Consider the following 25,136-nt stretch of genomic DNA (forward strand, 5'->3'; position numbering starts at 1 on the left):
CTCGGACCGGGTGGCGACCGGGAGGGATTGACGCGTACGGGACAACCGGACGGCCGGCTGGTGGGGCGGCCGGCGAGCACCAGCGTGAACCGCGGATCCCGGCCCCACAAGGCGCGTCGCACGCGGAGCCGGGCGTACCGGGGGCACTGCGGGCGCGTCCGGCCGGAGGGACCGCGCGCGCGTCGTGCACGCCCGCTCACGCTCCGCTCCCCCGCTCCGGCACCGGCGGGGTGGCGCGCGCCGGGCCGTGCGAGACTCGTGGGAGGCGCCGCGAACTCGTGCGAATTTCATGGGCATGCCGGTGGGAGTTGTGGGTAGGCGCGCCTCGACGGCCCGTGAAGGGCCGGGTGCATCCGTGTATGGAGGAGGGACGATGACGGTGGCGACGACCGACACGAGGACCGGGGCCAAGAGCGGTATCGCCATGTTGCCGGAGGTGGAGGACCCCCGGAACGTCCCGCCGAAGGACGCTCGGGCGCTGACCAAGCTGTTCCTGGAGCAGCTCGCGGTGCTCGAGGAGGGCACCCACGAGTACCAGTACGCCCGCAACACGCTCATCGAGATGAACATGTCCCTCGTGCGGTACGCGGCGGGCCGGTTCCGCAGCCGCGGCGACGAGATGGACGACATCGTCCAGGTGGGCATGATCGGCCTGATCAAGGCCATCGACCGGTTCGAGCTGAGCCGCGAGGTCGAGTTCACGACGTTCGCCGTGCCGTACATCGTCGGCGAGATCAAGCGGTTCTTCCGCGACACCTCGTGGGCCGTGCACGTGCCGCGCCGCCTCCAGGAGGCGCGCGTCGAGCTGGCGCGGGCGACCGAGGAGCTGCGCAGCCGGCTGGGGCGCACGCCGACCGTACGGGAGCTGTCGGAGCTGATGAACCTCTCCGAGGACGAGGTCATCGAGGCCCGGCTCGCGTCGAACGGCTACAACTCGTCGTCCCTCGACGCCGCAATCGGCGGCGACGAGACCGGGGAGACCGCTCTCGCGGACTTCATCGGCGCCGAGGACCCGGCGATGGAGCTGGTGGAGGACTTCCAGTCCCTCGCCCCGCTGATCAGCCGGCTGGACGAGCGGGACCGGCTGATCCTGCACCTGCGGTTCGTCGAGGAGCTCACCCAGGCGCAGATCGGCGAACAGCTCGGCTGCTCCCAGATGCACGTGTCGCGGCTGCTGTCGCGCACCCTGAAGCGCCTGCGTGAGGGCATGCTCACCACCCGCTGACCCCCGCGAGCCCGCCGCGCTCGCCGCCGCCCACCCGCGACCATCCGGGTGGGCGGCGTTTCCCGTGCGCGGACGTGCCCGTGGGGCGGGGGTGCGCGTGGGCCCGGGGTTCCCCTGGGTGGGTCCGGGGCGCGCCTGGACGCGGTGCGCGGGAGGGGCGGGGCCCCGGGTGGGGGCGGGGCGGCCGGTGCGGGGGGGGAGCGGGCGAAAAGCGCTGTCGGCGGGCGGCGGGCGGTGCGTACGATCCGCCGCATGCCACGACCTGACGGATTCTCCTGGACCCAGCGTGCCGACGGCACCGTACTGATCACCCATCGCCACCGCCCCGCCGCCACCCTGCGCGGTGCGCGGGCCGCGCGCTTCCTCGCGGAGGTGGACGCCGGCGACGCCCAGCTCGTGATGGCCCGCTGGACGGGGTCGTACCGGTTCGGCAACGAGCGGCGGGCGCGCCGGCACCCCCGCAACGCCGGGCGCGTCTGAGCGGAGGTCCGGCTCCGGTGCCGCGAGGAGCCGGAGGGGATCCGGTGGCGGACAGGGCACGGCCCCCGGGGCGGATGCCGCCGGGGGCCGTGCCGTCGCCCGCGGTGCGGGTCAGGCGGGGGTGATGTTCTCCGCCTGCGGGCCCTTCTGGCCCTGCGTGATGTCGAAGGTCACCGCCTGGCCCTCCTGGAGCTCGCGGTAACCCGTGGCGTTGATGTTGGAGTAGTGCGCGAAGACGTCCGGACCGCCGCCGTCCTGCGCGATGAAGCCGAAGCCCTTTTCGGAGTTGAACCACTTCACGGTTCCGCTGGCCATGCTCATGCCTCTCAGTCGACTTCGGGTCCGCACCGTGCGGGCCCGGAGGTGATCGCCCTGGTTCTCAGGCACCGCACAGCAAGAAGCCCACGCCTCCGCGTGGGCAGGAACTGCGAACCACGACATCTGCAGAAGACGCTACACCGCGACAAGGCTCATCACCAGAGAGCAACTGCCCCTGGCTCGTTGGCGTCGCCGGGCAGCCGGGTCCCGCAGGCCCCCTCGGCGCCGCGCCGCCACCTGTCCTTCCGCGTGCGGGCCGCCGGTCCTTCAGGGCCCGTTCCCCGCCTGTTCCGTGCCGGTTCCGCCTGCCTTTCGGCCACCTGCCCCGCGCCTTCCACGCGCCTTCCACGCAGCTTCCACGCACCTTCCCCGTGGATTGCGCGGACGTTCGGCGGCGGCGGGCCTCCCCCGGCCGGGCGTTCCCGCTCCTTCGTTCGGCCTACGGACACCAGACCGCCGACCGGGTGACCCGACGGGCGGCCGGGCGTACGGCCGAGCCCCCGGCCGGTGCGGCGCCGGGGGCTCGTCGGGGCTCGCCGGGAGGGGCACGCCCCCGGGCCCGGCGGTCCGTTCAGAGGCGGCCGCCCGTGAGCCGCGTGACGGGGCCCTGGGCGCGCCGGACGGAGGCCCGGCCGCCCGCGAAGGCCCCGACCGCCACGGCCGCGGCTGCGGCCACGCCGCCCGCGGTGACGGGGTTCGCCCTGAGGGCGCCCAGCGCCGGGACGGCGGCTTTGCGCCAGACGCCGTTGACGGTCGTGGTGAGCGCCTGGGTGGAGGTGCCGAGGAGGCCGGCCGCCTTCGCGGCCGTCTCGCCCGCCTTGCCCGCGGCCTCGCCGGTGGACTTCCGGGCGGCTGCGGCGGTCTTCCTCGCGGTGCCGCCGGCCTTGCCCGCCGCCCTCCGTGCGCCGCCGCCGGCGCTCCCGGCGCCCTGGCGGGCCGTCTTGGCGGCCGTACCGGCGGCGGACGCGGCCTTGCCGCTCGCGGAGCCCTCGTTCGCCTCGGTGCCCTTGCTCTGGTTCTTGTCCGTTTCGCTCATGGACTGCGCGTAACCCGTCTCGGCGCGCGAAAACCGGTGTGGGCGGGTCGCCTTGGGAACGGGCGGCGGTGCGGCGCCGTCGCGCCGGCGGCCGTCTCAGTCGATGAGGCCCAGGCGGACCGCCTGGACTCCGGCGGCGAAGCGGCTGTCGGCGCCGAGCTTGGCGACCAGTCCGGTCAGGAGGCGGCGCAGGGTGCGCTCCGAGCAGCCCAGCCTGCGGGCGATGGCCTCGTCCTTCGCCCCGGCGGCGAGGAGGGCCAGCACCTCCCGCTCCCTGGGCGAGTAGTCCTCGGGCGCGCCGCCGGTGCCGGGGCGCCGCACCGTGGACGCGGCCGGATGGCCGGTGGCCCAGTGGTGTTCGAAGACGCGGACGAAGGAGTCGGCCAGGCGCGCGCTGTGCAGGATGACGTCGCCCGAGGTCTCGTGCCGCCCGTCGGCCGCTCCCACGGCCATGACGGTGACGGCCCGGTCGAAGACGTTGAGGTGCAGCGGGACGGTCGAGGCCACGCGCACCCGGGCGCCGTGGTCCATCAGCGCGGAGAGGTACCGGGCGACGCCGGTGCCCCGCAGGGCGCGGACGGCGACCAGGACGCGCAGGTCCACGCCGCGTTCCAGCAGCCGCACGTCGGACATGAGGCCCGCTTCCAGCACGTCCCGTCCGGGGAAGGCGGTGCGCATGCACAGCAGCTGCTCCCGGCAGAGGGCGTCCAGGTCCTCCAGCCGGTCGCGGAGCCTGCCCCGGTCCTCGAAGAACTCCGCCTCGACGGTCTCCCACCGGGTCGGCGCCATGCCGGGCAGGAGCCGCAGCACGTCGTCCACGGCGTCGAGTCCGCGGTGGAGTTCCTCGCGGTACCGGTCGATGCGGGAGCGGTGCTCGGCGACCAGGTCGTGCAGGGCCCGCTGGGGTGAGCGCACCTGTCCGTGCGCCTCGTCGAGGAGCCTCCGCTCGGCGAGCCAGCGGCGTACGTCGCGGGGCAGCCCCCCGGACGCGGGGGCCGTGGAGCCGCGCGCGGCGGCCGTGCGGCCCGGTTCGGGGGCCGAGCCGGGTGCGGCGGCCGTGGAGCCGGGCAGCGCGCCCGTACCGCCGGGCGCCGGGCCGCCGCCCTTCCCTCCGCGCGGTGCCGCGCCCTCGCCGCCGGCCTCGCCGCCGCGGGTCTCGCCGCTCCCTGCCATCCGCTGGACGAGGGCCTCGTAGGCGGCCCGGCCCCTCGCCCGCTCCCCGGCGGGGTCGTCGGCGGGCCGGCCGGCCCGGGCGTCGGCGTCGGCGTCGGCGGACTCCGCGGCCGGAACGCCGGCAGAGGCGCCCGCCGGGGCGCTCCGGCCCGACGGCTCCCGCGTGCCCGGCGTCGGTGCCGCGGGCCGCCCCGCGGGCGGCCGATGGCGGTTCCTGGGTGACATGAACAGGACGATAGGCGGCTCCGGCGGGGTTTGGCCACGGCCGGACACCTCCCGTCCACCCGTGTGTCCGCCTCCGGCCACGCCTGATTCGGCCGTGGTCAACTCGGCTCCCCCGTCGATATGTTCATCGCCGCGCCGGGTGATCGCCCCGGATCCGCAGGGCGGAGACCCCGACCCGCGGCCCGTGGCCCGGCGTGCGCCGGCCGTCCCCGTCACGAGGGACGGGCGACCGGCGCGGACGGGCCCTCGTACCGCCCGCCTTCGATGCCGTACCGCACGGCAGCCGCCGCGGCGCCCGACGCGCGCCGCGCTGCTCGCCCCGCACGCCGCCGTCCCCGAACCGCCGGGCGGCTTCGGCCGCCCGTACGACCCGGTGGCGTGCTCCCCCCACCCACCCGGCCGGGCCACCGGCTCCGGCCGGACACACGATGAGGTGTTCGCTTCCCCATGCGCAGAAGTCACATCGGTGCCCTCGCCCTCGCCGTCCCCCTCGCCCTCTCCCCCACCCTGGCCTCCGCCGCCACCGCGGCCGAGCCGGCGCCCGCGCCGCTGCTGAAGGTGGCGCAGGCGCCCGCCGACCAGGAGATCAAGGGCCGCTACATCGTGACCCTGAAGCCCGGCGCCGACCCCGCGGGGCTCGCCAGGGAGGACAAGGTCAAGACGCGGCACCTGTACCGCGACGTCCTCAACGGCTTCGCCGCCGACCTGAGCGCCGCGCAGCTCGACGAGCTGCGGCGCGACTCCCGGGTCCTGTCGATCGAGGAGGACCAGAAGGTCGCCGCCACCGCCACGCAGACCAACGCCCCCTGGGGCCTGGACCGCATCGACCAGCGCAGCGGCCGCAACGGCACCTACACCTACAACCGCAACGGCGCGGGCGTGACGGCGTACATCATCGACACCGGCATCGACACCGCCCACGCCGACTTCGGCGGGCGCGCCCGCAACGTCTTCGACGCGTTCGGCGGCAACGGCCAGGACTGCAACGGGCACGGCACGCACGTCGCCGGCACGGTCGGCGGCTCCGCGTACGGTGTCGCCAAGGGCGTCCAGCTGCGCGGGGTGCGCGTCCTGGACTGCCAGGGCTCCGGTTCGTTCTCCGGCATCATCGCGGGCTTCGACTGGGTGCGCCAGAACGCCGTGAGGCCGGCCGTCGCCAACGCGTCGCTGGGCGGCGGCTACTCCGCGGCGCTCAACAACGCCGCCACCGCGCTCGCCAACTCCGGCGTCCACCTGGCCGTCGCCGCCGGCAACGAGAACCAGGACGCGTGCAACGTGTCCCCCGCCAGCGCCTCGGGCACCATCACGGTCGCCGCGTCGGACTCCTCCGACCGCAAGGCGAGCTTCAGCAACTACGGCAACTGCACCGACCTGTACGCGCCGGGCGTCAGCATCACCTCCGCCCGCGCCGGCGGCGGCTCCACCGCGATGAGCGGCACCTCCATGGCGTCCCCGCACGTCTCCGGTGTGGCCGCGCTCTACAAGTCGGCGTACGGCGACGCCTCCAGCGCCACCGTCAACAACTGGCTCGTCGGCAACAGCACCGCCAACGTCATAGGCGGCAACTACAGCGGCACCCCGAACCGCCTGCTGTTCAAGTCCACCCTGTGACAGCGCGCCCCGCGGCCCGTTCCTGACGGGGCGCCCCGGGGCCGGCACAGCGGGCCCGGTCGGCGGATCGCCGGCCGGGCCCGGCCGCTTCCCGCCCGGCCGCTGCCCGCCCGGCGCACCCGTACGGCCGCGCCTGCGGCCCGTCCGGGAGACGGGGCAACCCGCCGGGGCGGGTACGCGTCTTCCCGCGCGAGCGGGCGGGCAGGCCCACCGCCGACGAAGGGGAGACGAGACCGACGTGAGCAGTGAGAAGGCCCGGAAGCTGTTCGAGGCGCTGGACCTCGACCACGACGGGACGCTGACCCGGGAAGAGGTCATCAACGCCCTGCGGACGAAGGGACCGACCCTCGCCGCCGCGGGCGACCTGCCGCAGTGGGGGCTGGGCGACACCGACGCCTCCTCGGCGCTCTTCGACAGCGCGGACCAGGACGGGGACGCGCTGCTGACGCTGGACGAGTTCGCGGCGGTGGTGGACCGCCGGTTCGGCTGGCGCTGAAGGGCCGCCGCCCCCACCGACCGTAAGGACCGCAGGGCCTGACGTTCCTATACTGCGGTCCATGCGACAGCACTTTATATCCGACCGCGCCGCCGTCCGGCCGCCGCGGTGAGCGGCACCTCCGGCACCGGCACCGGGACCGCGCGCGGGGACGGCGGCGAGCAGGCGCCCGCCCCGCGCCGGCGCCTGCTCGCCGACCTGACGCCGCTGCGCACCAGCCCGGACTACCGGCGGCTGTGGGTGGGCAGCACCATCTCCTGGACCGGCCAGGGGATGACCCATCTGGCGGTCTCCCTGCACGTGTACGAGCTGACCGGGTCCAGTTTCTCGGTGGGCCTGGCAGGGCTGTGCTCCCTCGTCCCGCTCGTCGCCTTCGGCCTGTACGGGGGCGCCGTGGCGGACCGGGTGGACCGCCGCCTCCTCGGGCTGGTGAGCGCGACGGGGCTCGCGGTGCTCTCGGCCCTGCTGGCCGCGGGGACCGTGGCCGGCTTCCACCACGTGGGGTTCCTGTACGCGGTGGTGGCCCTCCAGTCGACCTGCGGGGCCCTCAACGCGACCGCCCGGCAGGCGATGATCCCCCGCCTCCTGCCGCGGGAGCAGCTCCCGGCGGCCAACGCCCTGTCGTCCATCACCACCACCTCCGGCGGCCTGATCGGCCCCATGCTGGGCGGGCTCGTCGTCGGCGCCTGGGGGTACGAGGCCGCGTACCTGATCGACGCCGTCGCCTTCTGCGCGGCCCTGTACGCGATGTGGCGGCTGCCGTCCATGCCGCCGCGGCGCGGGGAGGGCGCCGAGCGTCCGTCCGTCGTGGCGGGGCTGCGGTTCCTCGGCACGCTCCCGAACGTGCGGATGACGTTCTACACGGACCTGTGCGCGATGGTCCTCGCCCAGCCGAAGGCGCTGTTCCCCGCGCTGGCCGTGCTCGCGTACGGGGGTGACGCCCGGACGGTCGGCCTGCTGGTCGCCGCGCCCGCCATGGGGGCGCTCGTCGGCGGCGTCTTCTCGGGCTGGCTCGGCCGGGTGAACCGGCACGGGCTGGCCATCGTGGTGTCCGTCGCCGCGTGGGGCGCGGCGATGGCCGTCTTCGGCCTGACCCGCGACCTGTGGCTGGGGCTGCTGTTCCTCGCGGTGGCCGGGTGCGCGGACACCGTCTCCATGGTGTTCCGCTCCACCATGCTGCAGAGCGCCGTCCCCGACGACATGCGGGGCCGCCTCCAGGGGGTCTTCATCGTCGTGGTGGCGGGCGGGCCCCGGGCCGGCGACTTCCTCGCCGGTACGGCGGGTGACGTCTTCTCACCCGCGACCGCCGTGGTCGCCGGGGGCGTCGCCTGCGTGGTGGCCGTGGGACTGCTGGCGCTGGCCCGGCCCGGCTTCCTCCGCTACGACGGGCGGGCGCCGCGGCCCTGACCGGCGCGGGGGCGCGGCCGGGGCCGTCCGCGCGGGCGGGTACGGGGGCGGGTGCGCGGGCGGGTACGGCCGGAGGGGCGGGGCGCGAACAGGGAGGCGCGCGGGAGAGCACCTGCGGAGGGGGCGCGTGCCGGTGGGGCTGCGGGGTACCCGGACGGGGTCCCCCACCCCCGAGGGAGCCGAAACCGTGATCATCACCGCATTCGTGCTGCTGCCGCTCATGGGCGTGCTGCTGTACGGCATGGACCGCTTCGAGGACTGGCTCGGCGGCGACCGGCCCGAGCGCGGCCGCCACGCCCGCCCGCGCCATCTGCGCCTGATACCCGGCGGGGGCGGCGCGCCCGCCGCCCCCGAGCCCCGCGACCGCCGGGCCGCGTAGCGCCCGCTCCACCGCGCCCCCGCCCGCCCGCACCGAGGAGGGCGACGGGCCGTCAGCGGACCGGCGCGGGGCCTTCCGGTGCGGGAGCGTCCGCTGCGGAGGCGTCCGGCGTGGAGCCGTCCGGCCGTCCGAACCAGTCGAGGCACACCACCAGTGCGTCGTCGTCCAGCGCCGGTTCTCCGTGGTACCCGGCGAGTGCGCGCAGCACGGCGCCCGGCACCTGCGTCGGGGGCAGCAGCCGCGTGGCGGTGAGCGCCCGGGCCAGGGCGCGTTCACCGAACCGCTCACCGGCCGCGGACACCGCGTCGTACACGCCGTCGCTGGCGAACAGCAACCGGTCGCCCGGACGGACGGTGAAGTGCTCGGGCGTGTAGACGGTGTCCTCGAACATGCCGAGCGGCAGCTGGGCCTCGAAGGGCCGCGCCGCGACAGCGCCGTCGCGCAGGCGCCACAGCCGGGGGGATCCGGCGTCCACGGCCTCCACCTCGCCGGTGGCGAAGGCGAACCGCAGCAGCAGGACCGACACGTGCGCGCGGCCCCGGTACTGGGCGTAGACGGCCTGGTCGGCCAGGGCGGCCTGCCCGGCGAGGTCGAGACCCGCGCGCCGGGCGTTGCGCAGGGCGTTCACCGCCAGGCTGGTCAGCAGGGCGGCGTCGATGCCCTCTCCCATGCCGTTGGCGAGGGTGAGCGTCAGGTCGTCGGCGGACACCGACCAGTCGTAGCTGTCACCGAACACCGCGTAGGCGGGCTCCAGTTGCGCGCCGAGTGCGAACTCGGGGCGGGCGCATGAGCGGCCGGGCAGCAGCTGCCACTGCATCTCGGCGGCGAGGGTGAGCCGGGTGGCGCGCCGCGCCAGGACGTACAGGTCGGTGTCGCGTTCGGCGACGAGGATCTCGTGGCCGAGTGCCTCGCACACCTCCTGGAGCTCGGGGAGGACGGCCCGCAGGTCGGTGCCGGGCGGCAGGTCGAGGGAGAGCACGCCCAGGCGCTCGCCCCGGCTCGTGACGGGCAGGTGGAGCCGCATCGGCGCGTCCTTCGCGCCGGTGGCCAGGTACGGCTCCTGGGCGCCGAAGGCGCGGCCCTGGGGGCTGTCGTGGACGGGCACCGGCTCCGTCACCCACGGGGGGCTCTCGACGTCCTGCAGCGAGCGCATCGCGTAGTCGGCCAGCCTGAGCCTCACCCCTCCCGCCCCGTAACGCTCGGTGAGGGCGGCTCTCACGACCTGGGGGAGGGTGTGCGGCGCGGCACGCCGCAGGGCCCGCTCGAGGGCAGCGATCTCTTCCACGTCATCCGTCTTCTCGTGCGTTCCGGACCGGAGGGGCGCTCCCTCGCCGGCAGAGCCCGATTCTATCCGTACGGAAACAGTTGCCGGACGGCAACTGTCCTGGCCGGAATCGGTGCTGACGGTTCATCCTGCGGTGCTTCGCGCCCCGTGGCGAGGAGGTGGCGGTGTTTCGGGAGGCGGGACGGGGCGCCCGCGCCCGAACGGGGGCCGGGGGCCGCCACGGGCCGGCCGGGCGGGCGGGTGACGCCGCCGGGCGCGGGACGGGGGCGCCCTCGGGCCGACGGGGCGCCTCGGGGCGGGACCGGGGACCGAGGCGCGCGGGAGGGCCCGGTGGCGTGGTCCCGGCCCGGATCGGCCGACCGCCCCGCGCCTGCGGGCGTCGGGGCGGTCGGACCGGCGGCCCGGAGCGGGGCCGGGTGCGCGGCGGGCGGCCGGGCGGACGCGGGCCGGTCAGGCCGTACGCCGCCCGTACGGGCGCGCTCGATCGTGCGGGCTCACGAGATGTGGATGCCGATCAGGCACGTGTCGTCGTCCGTGTCGGAGCGGCTGTGGGTCAGCAGCCGGTCCAGCCGGTGCCCGAGCGTCTGCGCCGGGCCGCGCGCCGTGGTCAGCAGGTGGGTGAGGGAGTCCTGGACGGCGGTGTCCCGGCGCTCCACCAGGCCGTCGGTGTACATGAGGAGGGAGTCGCCCGGCTCCAGGGTGACCTCGTGCTCCTCGTACTCGGCCTCCGCCAGCGCCCCGAGCAGCAGACCCTGCGGCAGCGGCAGCGGCGCGGCCTCCTCGGCGCGCACCAGCACGGGCGGCAGGTGCCCGGCGCGCGCCCAGCGCAGGACCCGCGTCACCGGGTCGTACACCCCGCACACGGCGGTGGCCGTGACCTGCTCGGTGAGGTGGTGGGCCACCATGTTGAGCCAGGCCAGCAGCTGGGCCGGCCCGGCGCCGGTGACGGCGAGGCCGCGCATGGCGTTGCGCAGCACGACCATGCCGGTGGCCGCCTCGATGCCGTGGCCGGCCACGTCGCCGACGCACAGCAGGATGTGCTTGGACGGCAGGACGACCGTGTCGTACCAGTCGCCGCCGACGAGGGACTCGGACTCGGCCGGGCGGTAGCGCACGGCCACGTCGAGTCCGGGGGCGTTCAGCGGCGACCGGGTGGGCGGCATGATCGCGTGCTGGAGCTGGAGCGCCAGCCGGTTGCGCTCGGCCGCCTCCTGCTCGGTCTGGGCGAGCTGGTCGCGCGTCGCGGCGAGCGCCACCTCCGTCCAGTGCTGCGAGGAGATGTCCTGGTAGGCGCCGCGCACCGCGACGAGGCGGCCGTCCGTGTCGAGGACGGGCTCGGCGATGACCCGGATGTGCCGTGTGACGCCGTCGGGGCGGCTGAGGCGGAACGCGACCGTGTCGGGCCTGCCGTGGTGCAGGACGGCCCGCAGGAACCGGCCGATGGCCACCCCGTCGTCGGAGTGCGCGTACGAGGCGAGCTCCTGGAGCGACACGGGGCCCTCGGTCTGGGGGCGGCCGTACAGCGCGAAGAGCTGGCCGTTCCAGGTGATCTCGCCGGTCGCCAGGTTCTCCTCGAAGCCGCCGATGCGGCCGAGCCGCTGCGCGTGCTGGAGCAGGCTGGCCAGGCGCGCGGCCTCGTCCTCGATGCGCCAGATGAGCAGGATGCCGGCGCCGTGCCGGCTGACGCTGATGTCGGCGAACAGGGCCAGCGGGACCTGGTCGACCAGCGCGGTCAGGGTCGTCCGCCGCGCCCGGTAGGGCTCGCCGGTGGCGTAGACGCGCTCCACGCTGCCGAACAGCTCGCTCTCCCCGGCCGCCATCGGGTACGCCTCCAGCAGCAGCGCCCCGTTGACGGCGGAGCGCGGCCGGCCGGCGGGGTCCTGGAAGTGCTGGTTGGCGTGCCGGATGCGGAAGTCGGCGAGCCGGCCCTCGGCGTCCAGGTGCGGGGTGAGCACCAGCGCCGGGTCGTACAGCCCGTCCGCCAGGTCGACCAGCTCGGACACGTCGGCGAACTCGCGGGAGACGCCGGGCGGGTGCTCCGCGGAGGACGGAAGGGTCTCCAGGGTGTGCGCGCACAGTTCGGCGAGCGCTTCGAGCTGCCGTACGACGGGCTGGGGCTGGGGGCCCAGCGGCGACGGCCAGCAGATCTCGAGCACGCCGTGGATGCGGCCGCCGGTGCCGGCGGGCAGGGCGACCCGGCCGCCGTGCGGATGGTCGGCGCGGCCGATGGACGGGATCCCCGACGCGGACAGGGTCGTGATCCGGACCGTGGCGCGGTCGTCGAGGGCCCGCCGGGCGACGGTCGACACGCCCGGGGGCACGTACCACCAGCGGCCCGCCTCCTCCAGGCCGAACCCGGCGTGCCCGGCGAGCGTGAGGGAGCCGTCCGGGCCGGCGGTCCAGACGGCGGCGCCGATCGCGCCGAGCGGCGCGAGGGCGTGCTCCAGCAGGGACTCGACCACCCGCTGGGTGTCCCCCGCGGCGAGCGCGGCGCTCTCCGCCGTGCGCAGCCGCACCGCCACGGAGACGTCGCCGTCCGATTCGGCGTCGGCCGCCGGGGCGCCGCCGGTCCGTCGGACGAAGTCGTCCACGACGTCGGCGACGTGGTCCCGGGCGGCCTGGTTGACGATCTCGGCGGCGAGCTCGAGCGGCGCGACACCGGACTGCTCGGCCAGCTCGGAGAGCTGGCGGGCGGCCTGCGCGGGGCCGCAGCGCAGGCGTTCGATCAGCACGCCCTTGGCCAGCTCGATGAGCGCCCGCCCGTCGGCGGCGGCCTGGGCGGCGCGCACCTCGGCGCGCAGCCGCTCCACGGTCGCGGCCAGCCGGCCCACCGCGGAGTCCTGGTCCGCGCGGGCCGCCGGGGTGAGCGCCTCCTCGGCCGCCGGCGCGGGCTCGGCGGGGCCGCCGCCGGTCAGGTCGGTCACCGTGCCGGCGGCCGTCGGCGCGTACGGCGTCCCGGCCGGGTCGGTTCCGGGGCGCGGGTGGGTGCCGGGCGACGGGTCGCCGGCGGGGGCCGGGCCCGTGCCGGGGGCGGCGTCCGCACCGGGCGGCCAGGCGCCGCCGGGGGACGGGTCGGTGCCGTCCCAGATCTCGGAGGTGGTCATCGGGCGGCCTCCGCGGCGCCGCGGACGGGCATCCAGTGGCGGACGCGGGCGATCAGGTCGACCGCGTCGACCGGCTTGGTGACGTAGTCGCTGGCGCCCGACATGAGGCTCTTCTCCCGGTCGCCGGGCATCGCCTTCGCGGTGACCGCGATGACGGGCAGCTCGGCGTACTCGGGCATGCGGCGGATCTCGGCGGTCGCCGCGTACCCGTCCATCTCCGGCATCATCACGTCCATCAGGACGAGGTCGGTCTCCGGGTGCTCGCGCAGCGTGTCGATGCTCTTGCGGCCGTTCTCCGCGTGCAGCACCCGCAGGCCGTGGAGCTCCAGGATGCCGCTGAGCGCGTAGAGGTTGCGGGCGTCGTCGTCCACGACGAGCACGGTGCGGCCGCGCAGGACGTCGTCGACCTCCTGCTCGGGCGCGGGCGCGGCCGGCTCCTCCGCACGGACGAGCGGCACGACGACGTTGCCCGGCTGTTCGGCGGAGAGGTGCAGGGCGATGCGCTCGCGCAGCTCGTCCAGGCTGGAGAGGACCTCCAGCGGGCGCTGCCCCGCCCGCTCGCGCAGGACCCGCTCCTGGGCGCTGTCGTGGCGGCGGTTGGTGTGGGCGAGGACCGGGACGGTGCGCAGGGCCGCGTCGCCGTCCATGGCGTCGAGGAACCGCAGGGCGTCGCCGTCGGCCATGTCGAGCTCCAGCACGACGCAGTGGAAGGGCTCCGTCGCGAGGGCGGCGGCGGCCTCCTGGGCGCCGACGGCGGCGATGACCTCCAGGTCCACCCCGTCGTCGTGGTGGGACTCCCCGCCGCCGACCTCGGCGACGGCGCTCTCGGCGACGAGGGACAGCAGGCCGCGCGGGCGCTCCTCGATCACCAGCAGGCGGCGCGTGGAGCGCGGACGCGGGGCGATGGCGCCGCGGCGGGACCCGGCGGCCGGGGGCTCGGAGTGCGCGGGCTCCTCCGCCGCCTGCAGCTGCGCGGGGACGGTGCCGGTGCGGAACTCCGGATGGGCGACGGGCAGGTAGAGGGTGAAGGTGCTGCCCTGTCCGGGCACGCTCTCGGCGGTGACGGCACCGCCGAGCAGGTGCGCGATCTCCCGGCTGATGGACAGGCCGAGGCCGGTGCCGCCGTACTTGCGGCTGGTCGTGCCGTCGGCCTGCTGGAAGGCGCCGAAGATGCTCTCCAGCTGCTCCTCGGCGATGCCGATGCCGGTGTCCCTGACCCGGAACGCGGCGACGGGGCCCTCGGCCCGGGAGACGGAGGCGGGGACCTGGCCGTCCGGGACGGGCTCGATGTACAGCTCGACGCGGCCCTGCTCGGTGAACTTCACCGCGTTGGACAGCAGGTTGCGCAGGATCTGGCGGAGCCGGGAGTCGTCGGTGAGCAGGTCGGTGGGGACGCCGGGCGCCGTGGTGATGGCGAAGTCCAGGCCCTTCTGCGTGGTCATCGGGCGGAACGTCGCCTCGACGTAGTCCAGCAGCCCGCGCAGCGGGACGCGCTCGGGGTTGATGTCCATCTTGCCCGCCTCGACCTTGGACAGGTCGAGGATGTCGTTGATGAGCTGGAGCAGGTCGGAGCCGGCCGAGTGGATGATGCCCGCGTACTCGACCTGCTTGGGCGTCAGGTTGCGCGTGGGGTTCTGCGCGAGGAGCTGGGCGAGGATGAGGAGGCTGTTGAGCGGGGTGCGCAGTTCGTGGCTCATGTTGGCCAGGAACTCGGACTTGTACTTCGACGCGAGGGAGAGCTGCTGGGCCCGCGCCTCCAGCTCCTGGCGGGCCTGCTCGATCTCCAGGTTCTTGCGCTCGATGTCGCGGTTGCGGTCGGCGAGGAGGGCCGCCTTCTCCTCCAGCTCGGCGTTGGAGCGCTGCAGTTCGTCCTGCTGGACCTGCAGCTCCTCCGAGCGGGCCTGGAGTTCGGAGGCGAGCCGCTGCGACTCCTCCAGCAGCTCGTCCGTGCGGGCGTTGGCGACGATCGTGTTGACGTTGACGCCGAGCATCTCCATGAGCTGCTCGAGGAAGTCGCGGTGCACGGGGGTGAAGGGGGTGAACGAGGCCAGCTCGATCACGCCGAGGACCTGCTCCTCGGCGGTGATCGGCAGGACGATGACGCTGCCGGGCGTCATCTCGCCCAGGCCGGAGGTGATGCTGATGTACTGGCCGGGCACGCCGTCCGCGACGATGGTGCGGCGGCTCAGGGCGGCCTGGCCCACCAGGGCCTCGCCCAGGCGGAAGCGGTCCGGCTGCCTGTCGCCGGCGGGCCGCCCGTACGCGCCGACCAGCCGCAGCTCGATGCCGTCGGCGGCCTCCTCGGCGAGGTAGAAGCCGCCGTACTGGGCGGACACGAGCGGGGTCAGCTCGTCCATGACCAGGCCGGCCACGGTGGGCAGGTCGCGGTGGCCCTGCATCAGGCCGGAGATGTGGGCGAGGCTCGTCTTGAGCCAGTCCTGCTCGTGGTTGGCGCGGGTGGTCTCGCGCAGGGACTCCACCATCGCGTTGATGTTGTCCTTGAGCTGGGCCACCTCGCCGGACGCCTCGACCGTGATGGAGCGGGTCAGGTCGCCCTCGGCGACCGCGCTGGCGACCTCGGCGATGGCGCGGACCTGGCGGGTGAGGTTGCCGGCCAGCTCGTTGACGTTCTCCGTGAGCCGCTTCCAGGTGCCGGAGACGCCCTCCACCTCGGCCTGCCCGCCGAGCCGGCCCTCGCTGCCGACCTCGCGGGCGACGCGGGTGACCTCGGCGGCGAAGGAGGAGAGCTGGTCGACCATGGTGTTGATGGTCGTCTTCAGTTCGAGGATCTCGCCGCGCGCGTCGACGTCGATCTTCTTCGACAGGTCGCCGTTGGCGACGGCGGTGGTGACGAGGGCGATGTTGCGGACCTGGCCGGTCAGGTTGTTCGCCATCGAGTTGACGTTGTCCGTGAGGTCCTTCCACGTCCCGGCGACGTTGGGCACGCGGGCCTGGCCGCCGAGGATTCCCTCGGTGCCGACCTCGCGGGCGACGCGGGTCACCTCGTCCGCGAACGCGGAGAGCGTGTCGACCATGGTGTTGATGACGCCGGCGAGGGCGGCGACCTCGCCCTTGGCCTCGACGGTGATCTTCTGCGACAGGTCGCCCTTGGCGACCGCGGTGGCCACCTGCGCGATGGACCGGACCTGTCCGGTGAGGTTGGACGCCATCACGTTGACGTTGTCCGTGAGGTCCTTCCACGTGCCGGAGACGCCGCGGACGGTGGCCTGGCCGCCGAGGTTGCCCTCGGTGCCGACCTCGCGGGCGACACGGGTCACCTCGTCGGCGAACGCGGAGAGCTGGTCGACCATCGTGTTGATGGTCTCCTTCAGGGCGAGGATCTCGCCGCGCGCGTCCACCCGGATCTTCTGCGACAGGTCGCCCCGCGCGACGGCGGTGGTGACCTCGGCGATGGACCGCACCTGGGCGGTGAGGTTGTCCGCCATGACGTTGACGGACTCGGTGAGGTCCTTCCACGTGCCGGAGACGCCCTTGACGTCGGCCTGACCGCCGAGGCGGCCCTCGGTGCCCACCTCCCGCGCGACGCGGGTCACCTCGTCCGCGAACGCGGACAGCTGGTCGACCATCGTGTTGATGGTGTTCTTCAGCTCCAGGATCTCGCCGCGCGCGTCCACGTCGATCTTCTGCGACAGATCGCCCTTGGCGACCGCCGTGGCCACCTGCGCGATCGACCGCACCTGCGAGGTGAGGTTGCCCGCCATGAAGTTCACCGAGTCGGTGAGGTCCCGCCAGGTGCCGGAGACGCCCTTGACGTCGGCCTGACCGCCGAGGCGGCCCTCGGTGCCCACCTCCCGCGCGACGCGGGTCACCTCGTCCGCGAAGCCGGAGAGCTGGTCGACCATCGTGTTGATGGTGTTCTTCAGCTCCAGGATCTCGCCGCGCGCGTCCACGTCGATCTTCTGCGACAGATCGCCCTTGGCCACGGCCGTGGCCACCTGCGCGATGTCCCGCACCTGCGTGGTGAGGTTGCCCGCCATGGCGTTGACGTTGTCGGTGAGGTCCTTCCAGGTGCCGGAGACACCGGGGACGACGGCCTGGCCGCCGAGTGTGCCCTCGGTGCCGACCTCGCGCGCGACGCGCGTCACCTCCGAGGTGAAGAGGGACAGCTGGTCGACCATGCCGTTGAAGACCGTGGCGATCTCACCGAGGAGGCCCTCAGCGCCCTCCGGCAGCCGCGTGCCGAAGTCTCCGTCCCGTACGGCCGTCAGCCCGGCCAGCAGCCTGCGCAGCTCCTGTTCGCCGACCGCGTCCTTCTGACGCGTGCGCGATCGCGCCGGTTGGGGGTTCCGGACCGTGTCAGCCATGACCATCCTCGTGAGCGCTCGCCGGGGTACGCGGGGCGGTGTCCCCGCGCAACCTTTGTCATGCGGCAAATGTCGTCAGCCTACCGTGCGCCGCGCGGCGGCAGGAACGGGCCGCTCGCGCCCGCGCAGCGCCGGCTCCGGTGCCGGCGGGCGCGGCGCACACCGCCGAAGCCCGGCCCGAAGGCGCGGGGCGAACCGCCGGACCGGCGATTGCCACGTCCTTGGGCGGGCAATTGGCGGAAAGATAAGGTTGCCGGGCGGGCAAGCGTCCGTCGTCGTTGGTGCGCCGCGCGCGCAGTGCGTTCCCCCCTGTGCATCGCGGTGCGGGACCGGCGCCTTGAGCCGACTACGTGTGATCGGGAGTGCACTGATGGTCGCCAACCCCACCTCGTCCGCGCACGGGCCCGCTGACGCCGCGGCGCGGGCGGCGGGCGAGGTCATCGAACTGCTGGAGATCCTCTGGGAGCACGGCCGCGAGATGGTCTCCCCCGCCCCCGTCTCGGCCACCCAGCTCAAGGTGCTGTACGCCCTGGAGCGGGAGGACGGGATCAACCTGCGCACCCTGTGCGAACTGCTCGGCTCGGCGCCCTCGTCGGTGAGCCGGCTGTGCGACCGGCTGGAGGCCCTGGGATTCGTGGAGCGGTTCCCCAGCTCGGTCAGCCGGCGGGAGCTGGAGCTGCGGCTGACCGGCCGGGCGAAGGCGTACCTCGGCGACCTGCGGGCGCGCCGGGAGGAGGTGCTGACGGCGGCCATCGCCGCGATGCCGCCGTCGGCGCGCGCGTCGCTGCTGGAGGGGCTGCACGGCTTCCGGGCGTCGCTGGAGGGACGGCGCCCCGTCCATCTGCGGCAGGCGAAGCTGCCGAACGCCGAGTCGGCCTGACCGGGGCGGAGGGAGCCGGCCCGGACGGGTGCGGGCGCGGAACCGGCCCGCACGGGTGGGGGCCGGTTCGGGGGGCCGCTTCGGAGGCCGGGGTCGCTCGGGGGGCAGGGGTGCTCGGAGGGCAGGGGCGCCCAGGGGTCCGGGGCCGCTTCGGGGCCCTGGGCCGGGGAGGCTCCGGGACGGCGCGGGCCGGGGTGCGTCGGGATCCGGCCGCCCGCACCTTCCGGCCCTGTGGGCGCGGCTCCCGGTGTGCCATCCTCACGGTATGTCGCATGATCATCACGCCGGTACGGCGCTGAGCGTCGGCCACGAGGACCACGACCTCGCCGAACGGCTGTCGAAGGGGCTCGACGCGTACAACTTCGCCGCGACCGGAACGTCCCTCGCCGACCAGGGCGCCCTGTCGGTCCGGGCGGTCGACGGGGCGGGCGGGCTCGTCGGCGGGCTGACCGCCTGGACGTGGGGCGGGCTGCTCGGCGTCGAGATGCTGTGGGTGCGCGAGGACAGCCGGCGCGGCGGCTGGGGCGGGAGGCTGCTGGAGGCGGCCGAGGAGGAGGCGCGGCGGCGGGGATGCGACCGCGCCTGCGTGTCGTCGTTCACCTTCCAGGCCCCGGACTTCTACCGGCGCCACGGCTACGTCGAGACCGGCCGGACGCCCGGCATCCCGGGCGGCGCCGAGGACGTCCACCTGTTCAAGAGGCTCGTGTAGGGAGTGGCCCGGCGCGCGAGCCGGGGGGACGCCCGCGGCCTGGGCCGCCTGGACGGTCTCGCGCCGCGCCCGTTCGAACCGGCCGTCCTCGCGGAGGACGCGAGGTCGTCGGGCACCACGCCGGCTCCCCCGGCTCCCCCGGCTCCCCTGGCTCCCCGGCCCGCGGCGGACAGCCGGTGCGGTGCGCGGGAGGAGTGGCGGTCCTCGTCGCGGAGGGCGGCCGATCACGCCTGCTCCCCGTTTCGGCGACGGGGACGGCACGGCCACCCGGCGGAGGGCCGCCCGTGGGCACAGGTGCCGGCGACGACACGTGCGGAACGCACAGGCGACCCGCTCGGTGTCGCCCGCACGGCCAGCACCAGCAAGGGAGTTGACGCACCGTCAGCGAGCTGTGCGGGTCGTTTCCCGGGAGTGGCCGGGGGTAGGCGGACGCGGCTTGCCACTCCCCCGGAGGTGACCCATGACCCAGGGCGTACCGTCGGCCCCGGCGACGGTGACGACGCGGGTACCCGCCCGCCTGGACCGGCTGCCGTGGTCCCGCTGGCACTGGATGATCGTGATCGGCCTCGGCACCGTGTGGATCCTCGACGGACTCGAGGTCACCATCGTCGGCACCATGGCCGCCCGCCTCTCCGAGGAGGGCAGCGGACTCGCCATCAGCAGCGCCCAGGTCACGGGGGTCGCAGCCGCGCTGTACGTCACCGGGGCCTGCACGGGGGCGCTGCTCTTCGGGTGGCTGACCGACCGCTACGGCCGCAAGAAGCTGTTCCTCGTGACCCTGGTCGTCTACCTGGGCGCGACCGCGCTGACGGCGCTGTCGTACTCCTCCTGGTGGTTCTTCCTGTTCCGCTTCCTGACCGGCATGGGCATCGGCGGCGAGTACGCGGCGATCAACTCGGCCGTCGACGAGCTGATACCCGGCAAGTACCGGGGCCGGGTCGATCTGATCATCAACGGCAGCTTCTGGCTGGGCGCGCTCGGCGGCTCCCTGCTGTCCGTCGTCCTGCTGGACACGGACGTGCTGCCCAGGGACGTCGGCTGGCGGGTCTCCTTCGGTCTCGGCGTGGTGCTGGGCTTCGGGGTGCTCCTGGTCCGGCGGCACGTGCCGGAGAGCCCGCGCTGGATGTTCCTCCACGGCCGCGCGGAGGAGGCCGACCGGATCGTCGGCGCCGTGGAGCGCGAGGTGGTGCGGGAGACCGGCCGGCCGCTGCCGGAGCCGGCCGGGGAGATCACGGTCCGGCGGCAGTACGGCGTCGGCTTCGGCGAGATCGCCCGGACCCTGGTGCGGACCTACCCGCGCCGGGCGGTGCTGGGCCTCGCCCTCTTCGTCGGGCAGGCCTTCCTCTACAACGCCGTCACCTTCGGTTTCGGCGCCATCCTGGCCGCCTTCTACGACGTGCCGAGCGGGTCGACCGGGTACTTCTTCGCCGTGATCGCGCTGGGCAACTTCCTCGGGCCGCTGCTGCTGGGGCCGCTGTTCGACACCTGGGGCCGCCGCCCGATGATCGCCGGCACCTATCTGCTCTCCGCGGGTCTGCTGTTCGCCACCGCCTGGCTGTTCGGGCGGGGGCTGCTGACGGCGGCCACGCTGACGGCGTGCTGGTGCGTGGTGCTGTTCTTCGCCTCGGCCGGCGCCAGTTCGGCGTATCTGACGGTCAGCGAGGTCTTCCCGATGGAGACCCGCGCCATGGCCATCGCCTTCTTCTACGCGGTCGGCACGGCGGCGGGCGGGATCTCCGGCCCGCTCGTCTTCGCCGGCCTCACCGAGAGCGGCGCGGTCGCCGACACGGTGCTCGCCTTCTGCCTCGGCGCGGGCGTCATGGCGGTGGGCGGCGTGACCGCGGCCTTCCTGGCCGTGCCGGCCGAGGGCCGCTCCCTGGAGGACATCGCGACCCCCCTCTCCGTCCACGAGGCGCCGTCGCGCCCCGGCACCACGCGCCCCGAGGCGCCGCTGCGCGGCTGACCGGGCCGGGCCGGTCCGGTCGGGGGGCGACGCGGCACCCGGCACACGGTCCCGGTTCCGGTTCCGGTTCCGGTCCTGGTCCTGGGAAAGCGCTTGACCGGCCTCTCAGAAACCCGGGGTGGGGAGGAGACTCGGCCACCACCGGGCGTACCGGCGGGGCACAGCGGAGTGGCATACCCCCAGAAGACCGAGGTGACGCACCAGACGACACCGAGAAGCGTCACCGCGAGGGCGGACGAACGGAGCAAGGGGCGGTTCCCGAGCAGGGCGCCGACCGCGACCCAGACCAGCAGCAGGACCGTCCAGAGGCCCGGAATGAACAGCCACAGCAGGAAACCGCCGTTGGCCCCGTTGTTCACTCCCACGCCACAGGCGGTCCACGACCTGCCCAGAAGGAGGGCGGCGGATACCGCGAGGAGCAGGGTCACCGCCGCCCCGAGACATCCGCGCGGCCGTCGGCTCCTCATAGGCCGCCGTTCACCTCCGCTGCCGGCAACACCGGGCGCGGACCGCTCGTCACCGCCGCATCCACCCGATCCCCCGGCACCGACCGCCGGGAAACGCCCTCCGGATCCTAGTGGTCATACGATCCTGTGGCAGTGACCGCGGCCTGTCCGACGGCCCTCCGACAACCGCCCCGTCCCGCGGTAGGCCAGGGCGGAGACACCCCGCGGTGGCTCCCCCGTCAAGCTCGCCGAGGTGCGCTCAGCCGGCCCGGCGCTCCTGGTGCTCGCCGGGCGTCCGGCGGGCGGTGACGGCCGGGTGGACGGGCGCCGACTCCGGGACGCCCGGCGGGCGCATGCTCGCGAACTCCTTGCGGAGTACCGGGACGACCTCCTCGCCCAGGATGTCGAGCTGTTCGAGCACCGTCTTGAGCGGCAGCCCCGCGTGGTCCATCAGGAACAGCTGCCTCTGGTAGTCGCCGACCGCCTCGCGGAAGTCCAGGGTGCGTTCGACGACCTGGTGCGGCGAGCCGACGGTGAGCGGGGTCTGCTCGGTGAACTCCTCCAGCGACGGCCCGTGGCCGTAGACGGGGGCGTTGTCGAAGTACGGGCGGAACTCCCTCACGGCGTCCTGCGAGTTCCTGCGCATGAACACCTGGCCCCCGAGGCCCACGATGGCCTGTTCGGGCGCGCCGTGCCCGTGGTGCGCGAACCGTTCCCGGTAAAGCGCGACCATCTGCCGGGTGTGGGACATGGGCCAGAAGATGTTGTTGTGGAAGAAGCCGTCACCGTAGTAGGCGGCCTGCTCGGCGATCTCCGGGGAGCGTATCGAGCCGTGCCACACGAAGGGCGGCACGCCGTCGAGCGGGCGCGGGGTGGCGGTGAAGCCCTGCAGCGGGGTGCGGAAGCGACCCTCCCAGTCGACCACGTCCTCCCGCCAGAGCCGGTGGAGCAGCGCGTAGTTCTCGAGGGCCAGCGGGATGCCCTGGCGGATGTCCTTCCCGAACCAGGGGTAGACCGGGGCGGTGTTCCCGCGCCCCATCATGAGGTCGACCCTTCCGTCGGCGAGGTGCTGGAGGTAGGCGTACTCCTCCGCGATCCGGACCGGGTCGTTGGTGGTGATCAGCGTGGTCGACGTGGAGAGGGTGATCCGCTCGGTGACGGCGGCGAGGTAGCCGAGGAGGGTGGTCGGCGAGGAGGGGACGAAGGGCGGGTTGTGGTGCTCGCCGGTGGCGAACACGTCGAGGCCGACCTCCTCGGCCTTGCGGGCGATGGCGAGGGTGGCCTTGATCCGCTGGTGCTCGGTGGGAGTGCTCCCGTCGGTCGGGTCGGTCGTGACGTCACCGACCGTGAAGACGCCGAACTGCATGGTGGACCCACTCCTCTGATTGCACGTTCAACTACCCGCCCCAACGGGTCGCCTCCCCCGCCCATTCCCGGGCGCACCGGCGGACGAGGAGCCTCGACGCCGCGCACACCCCACCCCTTCCAGCGTGGCGGCCACCGGGGCGGGCGGCACGCCGGCGCCGAGGGGGTGCGACGGGAGGCCGGGCGGGCGCGGGCCGACCGGGGGCGGATCGGCCCGGCCCGGACGCGCGACGGCCCGGCCGTACGGGCCGCGCCGTGCGCGCCGGGCTGTGGCACCCTGGCAGCGACGAGCCCGACGAGGGGCGGCCGGCCCCCTCACGGGCCCGCGACCTCCGGCGCCCGCCCCGGCGGCGAGCCGGCCGGGCCCTGTCGGGCGCGCACCGCCACCACGGGGTCTATCATCGGCGGATGAAGATTGTTGAACGTCGAACTATCATGGTCGAGGGAGGTCTCCCGAGGTGAGCAACACGGAAACACGCCCCGCCGAGCTGGTCTGCGGTTCGGAAGCGGCCGAGGCGCCGCGCCCCCGCGTCGACGTCCTCACCGCCCGCGAGGTCCCCCTGGGCGGCCCCCGCGCCATGACCGTGCGGCGCACCCTGCCCCAGCGGGCGCGCACGCTCATCGGCGCGTGGTGCTTCGCGGACCACTACGGCCCCGACGACGTCTCGCGGACGGGCGGCATGGACGTCGCCCCGCACCCGCACACGGGGCTGCAGACGGTGAGCTGGCTGTTCAGCGGCGAGATCGAGCACCGCGACAGCCTGGGCAGCCACGCGTTCGTACGGCCGGGCGAGGTGAACCTGATGACCGGCGGTCACGGCATCAGCCACTCCGAGGTGTCGACGCCCCGGACCACGGTCCTGCACGGCGTGCAGCTCTGGGTGGCGCTGCCGGACGCGCACCGCGACGCCCCGCGCGACTTCCAGCACCACGTGCCGGAGCCGGTGCCCTTCGACGGCGGCGAGGCGCGGGTGTTCCTGGGGTCCCTCCTGGGCGCCACCTCGCCGGTGCGGACGTTCACCCCGCTCCTGGGAGCCGAGCTGACCCTGGCCCCGGGCGCCTCGGCCGTGCTCGACGTGGACACGGCCTTCGAGCACGGCGTCCTGGTCGACGCGGGCGACGTCCGCCTCGACGGAACGCCCCTGCGCCCCGCCGAGCTGGGCTACGCCGCCCCGGGGCGCACGACGCTCACCCTGGCGAACGACGGGACCGGGCCCGCGCGGCTCGTCCTGCTGGGCGGCCCGCCGTTCGGCGAGGAGATCGTCATGTGGTGGAACTTCGTCGGCCGCTCCCACCAGGACATCGTGGAGGCGCGCGAGGACTGGGCGAACGCCTCCGACCGGTTCGGCGCCGTGCGGGGGTACGACGGCGGCCGGCTCCCCGCCCCCGCCCTGCCGAACGCCACCATCAGGCCCCGCCGGAACCCCGCCCCGCCCGCGCACCCGCCGACGCCGCCGCGGACGACCGCGTGACGACCGGACGGCCGGCCGCGTCCACGGCCGGCCCCGCGACCGGCTTGGGCGCCGGAGCGACCGACGGGCCCGCACCCACCGGGCCCGTCGTGGTGCCCGTGCCCGGGCGAAGCCGGTACGAGATCCACGTGGGCGGCGTTCCGGTGGGCCGCACGGTCTACCTCGACCGGGGCGGGCAGCGGGTGTTCCACCACACGCGGATCGAGGACGCCTTCGGCGGGCGGGGCCTGGCCGGCCGGCTCGTCCAGGGCGCGCTGGAGGACACGCGCGCCTCCGGCATGCGGATCGTGCCGGTCTGCCCGTATGTCGGGAAGTACCTGGAGAAGCACGGCGGGACGTACGGCGACATCACCGACCCGGTCACCCCTGACGTCCTGGACTGGCTGGACCGGCGGCTCGCCTGCCCCGGCGCGGGGCCGGACGGCTGCGCAGCGGCGCGCCGGGGCGCCGGGCTCGACGCATCGCCTCACCCGGGTCCCTGCCGCCCCGACCGGACGGGACCGCGGCCGGGTCGGGCCGCCGCCGACCCCCGCGCGGCCGGGGCCCGGTGGGACGGCGTCGGGCGGCCCCGGACTCCGCCCGGCGTCACCCCCCGGTCCGGCAGGGCGGCACCTCCCCTCCCGGTCGCCGCGCGGCGCCGCACGGGTGGGGACGGGGCCGGTCGGCTAGCGTCGGGCGGGTGGAGTTGCTGCTGATGTCCGACACGCATGTGCCCGCGCGCGCCAGGGCCGTCCCGTCCGAGGTGCTGGACCTCGTGCCGCGCGTGGACGTCGTGGTCCACGCGGGCGACTGGGTCGACACGGCCACGCTCGACCTGCTGGAGGCGCGGGCCCGGCGGCTGGTCGCCGTGTACGGGAACAACGACGGGCCCGCCCTGCGCGCGCGGCTGCCGGAGGTGGCCCGCGCCGAACTGGCGGGACTGCGGCTGGCCGTGGTGCACGAGACCGGTCCGGCGGCGGGGCGCGAGCGGCGCTGCGCCGAGCGGTTCCCCGACGTGGACCTGCTCGTCTTCGGCCACAGCCATATCCCGTGGGACTCGGTGGCGGACGACCGGCTGCGACTGCTCAATCCGGGGTCGCCGACCGACCGGCGGCGCCAGCCGCACTGCACGTACATGACCGCGACGGTCACCGGCGGCCGGCTGGCCCGCGTACGCCTCCACCGGCTGCCGCATCCCGCGTAGCCGCCCGGCGCGCTCCCCCACCGGCCTCTCCCCCAGGGGCTCCGGGACGGCCGT

The 25,136-nt window shown here is 74.9% G+C and carries 19 protein-coding genes; 12 read left to right on the forward strand and 7 right to left on the reverse strand.

What is annotated here, in order from left to right; all coding sequences use genetic code 11:
• Positions 1 to 373 precede the first annotated feature (373 nt).
• Positions 374 to 1,225 (forward strand): RNA polymerase sigma factor SigF, encoded by an 852-nt coding sequence (locus tag CP974_RS00360; protein ID WP_069975001.1) that lies wholly within the window; start codon positions 374 to 376, stop codon positions 1,223 to 1,225.
• 252 nt (positions 1,226 to 1,477) lie between these two features.
• The gene (locus CP974_RS00370) at positions 1,478 to 1,705 is read left to right on the forward strand and encodes a hypothetical protein (protein WP_069979398.1); all 228 of its coding nucleotides are present in this window, start codon (positions 1,478 to 1,480) and stop codon (positions 1,703 to 1,705) included.
• Positions 1,706 to 1,816: 111 nt separating this feature from the next.
• Here the strand turns inward: CP974_RS00370 and CP974_RS00375 are convergent, their stop codons facing one another.
• From CP974_RS00375 to CP974_RS00385, 3 genes are all read right to left on the reverse strand, one after another.
• On the reverse strand, positions 1,817 to 2,020 hold the full coding sequence (locus tag CP974_RS00375) for a cold-shock protein (RefSeq protein WP_019330262.1): 204 nt from the start codon (positions 2,018 to 2,020) through the stop codon (positions 1,817 to 1,819).
• A 574-nt stretch (positions 2,021 to 2,594) separates the two neighbouring features.
• The gene (locus tag CP974_RS00380; RefSeq protein ID WP_069975002.1) at positions 2,595 to 3,059 is read right to left on the reverse strand and encodes a hypothetical protein; all 465 of its coding nucleotides are present in this window, start codon (positions 3,057 to 3,059) and stop codon (positions 2,595 to 2,597) included.
• Positions 3,060 to 3,155: 96 nt separating this feature from the next.
• Positions 3,156 to 4,457 (reverse strand): helix-turn-helix transcriptional regulator, encoded by a 1,302-nt coding sequence (locus CP974_RS00385; protein ID WP_223844425.1) that lies wholly within the window; start codon positions 4,455 to 4,457, stop codon positions 3,156 to 3,158.
• A gap of 447 nt (positions 4,458 to 4,904) precedes the next feature.
• Between CP974_RS00385 and CP974_RS00390 the strand changes: the two genes are divergently transcribed.
• The 4 genes from CP974_RS00390 to CP974_RS00405 all read left to right on the forward strand — a co-directional run bounded on the left by CP974_RS00390 (position 4,905) and on the right by CP974_RS00405 (position 8,350).
• Entirely contained in the window at positions 4,905 to 6,068 is a 1,164-nt protein-coding gene (locus CP974_RS00390; protein ID WP_085921536.1) for a S8 family peptidase, read from the forward strand.
• A gap of 238 nt (positions 6,069 to 6,306) precedes the next feature.
• Positions 6,307 to 6,564, forward strand: a complete 258-nt coding sequence (locus tag CP974_RS00395) for an EF-hand domain-containing protein (protein ID WP_069975004.1) — start codon at positions 6,307 to 6,309, stop codon at positions 6,562 to 6,564.
• 186 nt (positions 6,565 to 6,750) lie between these two features.
• Entirely contained in the window at positions 6,751 to 7,971 is a 1,221-nt protein-coding gene (locus tag CP974_RS00400; RefSeq protein WP_223844431.1) for an MFS transporter, read from the forward strand.
• A gap of 187 nt (positions 7,972 to 8,158) precedes the next feature.
• Positions 8,159 to 8,350, forward strand: coding sequence for a hypothetical protein (locus CP974_RS00405; protein WP_069979400.1), 192 nt, complete (start codon positions 8,159 to 8,161; stop codon positions 8,348 to 8,350).
• 52 nt (positions 8,351 to 8,402) lie between these two features.
• Here CP974_RS00405 and CP974_RS00410 read toward each other — a convergent pair whose 3' ends face one another.
• From CP974_RS00410 to CP974_RS00420, 3 genes are all read right to left on the reverse strand, one after another.
• Positions 8,403 to 9,635, reverse strand: coding sequence for a PP2C family protein-serine/threonine phosphatase (locus CP974_RS00410; RefSeq protein WP_085921534.1), 1,233 nt, complete (start codon positions 9,633 to 9,635; stop codon positions 8,403 to 8,405).
• 494 nt (positions 9,636 to 10,129) lie between these two features.
• Positions 10,130 to 12,739, reverse strand: a complete 2,610-nt coding sequence (locus CP974_RS00415; RefSeq protein ID WP_079139965.1) for a SpoIIE family protein phosphatase — start codon at positions 12,737 to 12,739, stop codon at positions 10,130 to 10,132.
• Positions 12,736 to 17,064: a HAMP domain-containing hybrid sensor histidine kinase/response regulator gene (locus tag CP974_RS00420; protein ID WP_086731931.1), complete on the reverse strand. Its 4,329-nt coding sequence runs from the start codon at positions 17,062 to 17,064 to the stop codon at positions 12,736 to 12,738. The genes CP974_RS00415 and CP974_RS00420 overlap by 4 nt, the downstream gene beginning before the upstream one ends.
• Positions 17,065 to 17,434: 370 nt before the next feature.
• On the opposite strand from CP974_RS00420, the gene CP974_RS00425 reads away from it, so the two are divergent.
• The 3 genes from CP974_RS00425 (at position 17,435) to CP974_RS00435 (ending at position 20,616) form a co-directional block, all read left to right on the forward strand.
• Positions 17,435 to 17,944, forward strand: coding sequence for a MarR family winged helix-turn-helix transcriptional regulator (locus CP974_RS00425; RefSeq protein ID WP_069975012.1), 510 nt, complete (start codon positions 17,435 to 17,437; stop codon positions 17,942 to 17,944).
• A 265-nt stretch (positions 17,945 to 18,209) separates the two neighbouring features.
• Positions 18,210 to 18,653, forward strand: a complete 444-nt coding sequence (locus CP974_RS00430; RefSeq protein ID WP_069975015.1) for a GNAT family N-acetyltransferase — start codon at positions 18,210 to 18,212, stop codon at positions 18,651 to 18,653.
• Positions 18,654 to 19,113: 460 nt separating this feature from the next.
• A complete protein-coding gene (locus tag CP974_RS00435) occupies positions 19,114 to 20,616 on the forward strand; it encodes an MFS transporter (RefSeq protein WP_085921532.1) in 1,503 nt (500 codons plus the stop codon).
• Positions 20,617 to 21,321: 705 nt separating this feature from the next.
• Here CP974_RS00435 and CP974_RS00445 read toward each other — a convergent pair.
• The gene (locus tag CP974_RS00445; protein WP_069975022.1) at positions 21,322 to 22,428 is read right to left on the reverse strand and encodes an LLM class flavin-dependent oxidoreductase; all 1,107 of its coding nucleotides are present in this window, start codon (positions 22,426 to 22,428) and stop codon (positions 21,322 to 21,324) included.
• Between the two features lie 457 nt (positions 22,429 to 22,885).
• On the opposite strand from CP974_RS00445, the gene CP974_RS00450 reads away from it, so the two are divergent.
• From CP974_RS00450 to CP974_RS00460, 3 genes are all read left to right on the forward strand, one after another.
• Complete coding sequence (locus CP974_RS00450; RefSeq protein ID WP_085921531.1) at positions 22,886 to 23,899, forward strand: pirin family protein; 1,014 nt, start codon at positions 22,886 to 22,888, stop codon at positions 23,897 to 23,899.
• Between the two features lie 98 nt (positions 23,900 to 23,997).
• Complete coding sequence (locus CP974_RS30890; RefSeq protein ID WP_373276730.1) at positions 23,998 to 24,594, forward strand: GNAT family N-acetyltransferase; 597 nt, start codon at positions 23,998 to 24,000, stop codon at positions 24,592 to 24,594.
• Complete coding sequence (locus tag CP974_RS00460) at positions 24,579 to 25,082, forward strand: metallophosphoesterase family protein (protein ID WP_085921530.1); 504 nt, start codon at positions 24,579 to 24,581, stop codon at positions 25,080 to 25,082. Before CP974_RS30890 ends, CP974_RS00460 begins: the two co-directional genes overlap by 16 nt.
• Positions 25,083 to 25,136 lie beyond the last annotated feature (54 nt).

This window comes from Streptomyces fradiae ATCC 10745 = DSM 40063 (assembly GCF_008704425.1).
Lineage (GTDB): Bacteria > Actinomycetota > Actinomycetes > Streptomycetales > Streptomycetaceae > Streptomyces > Streptomyces fradiae.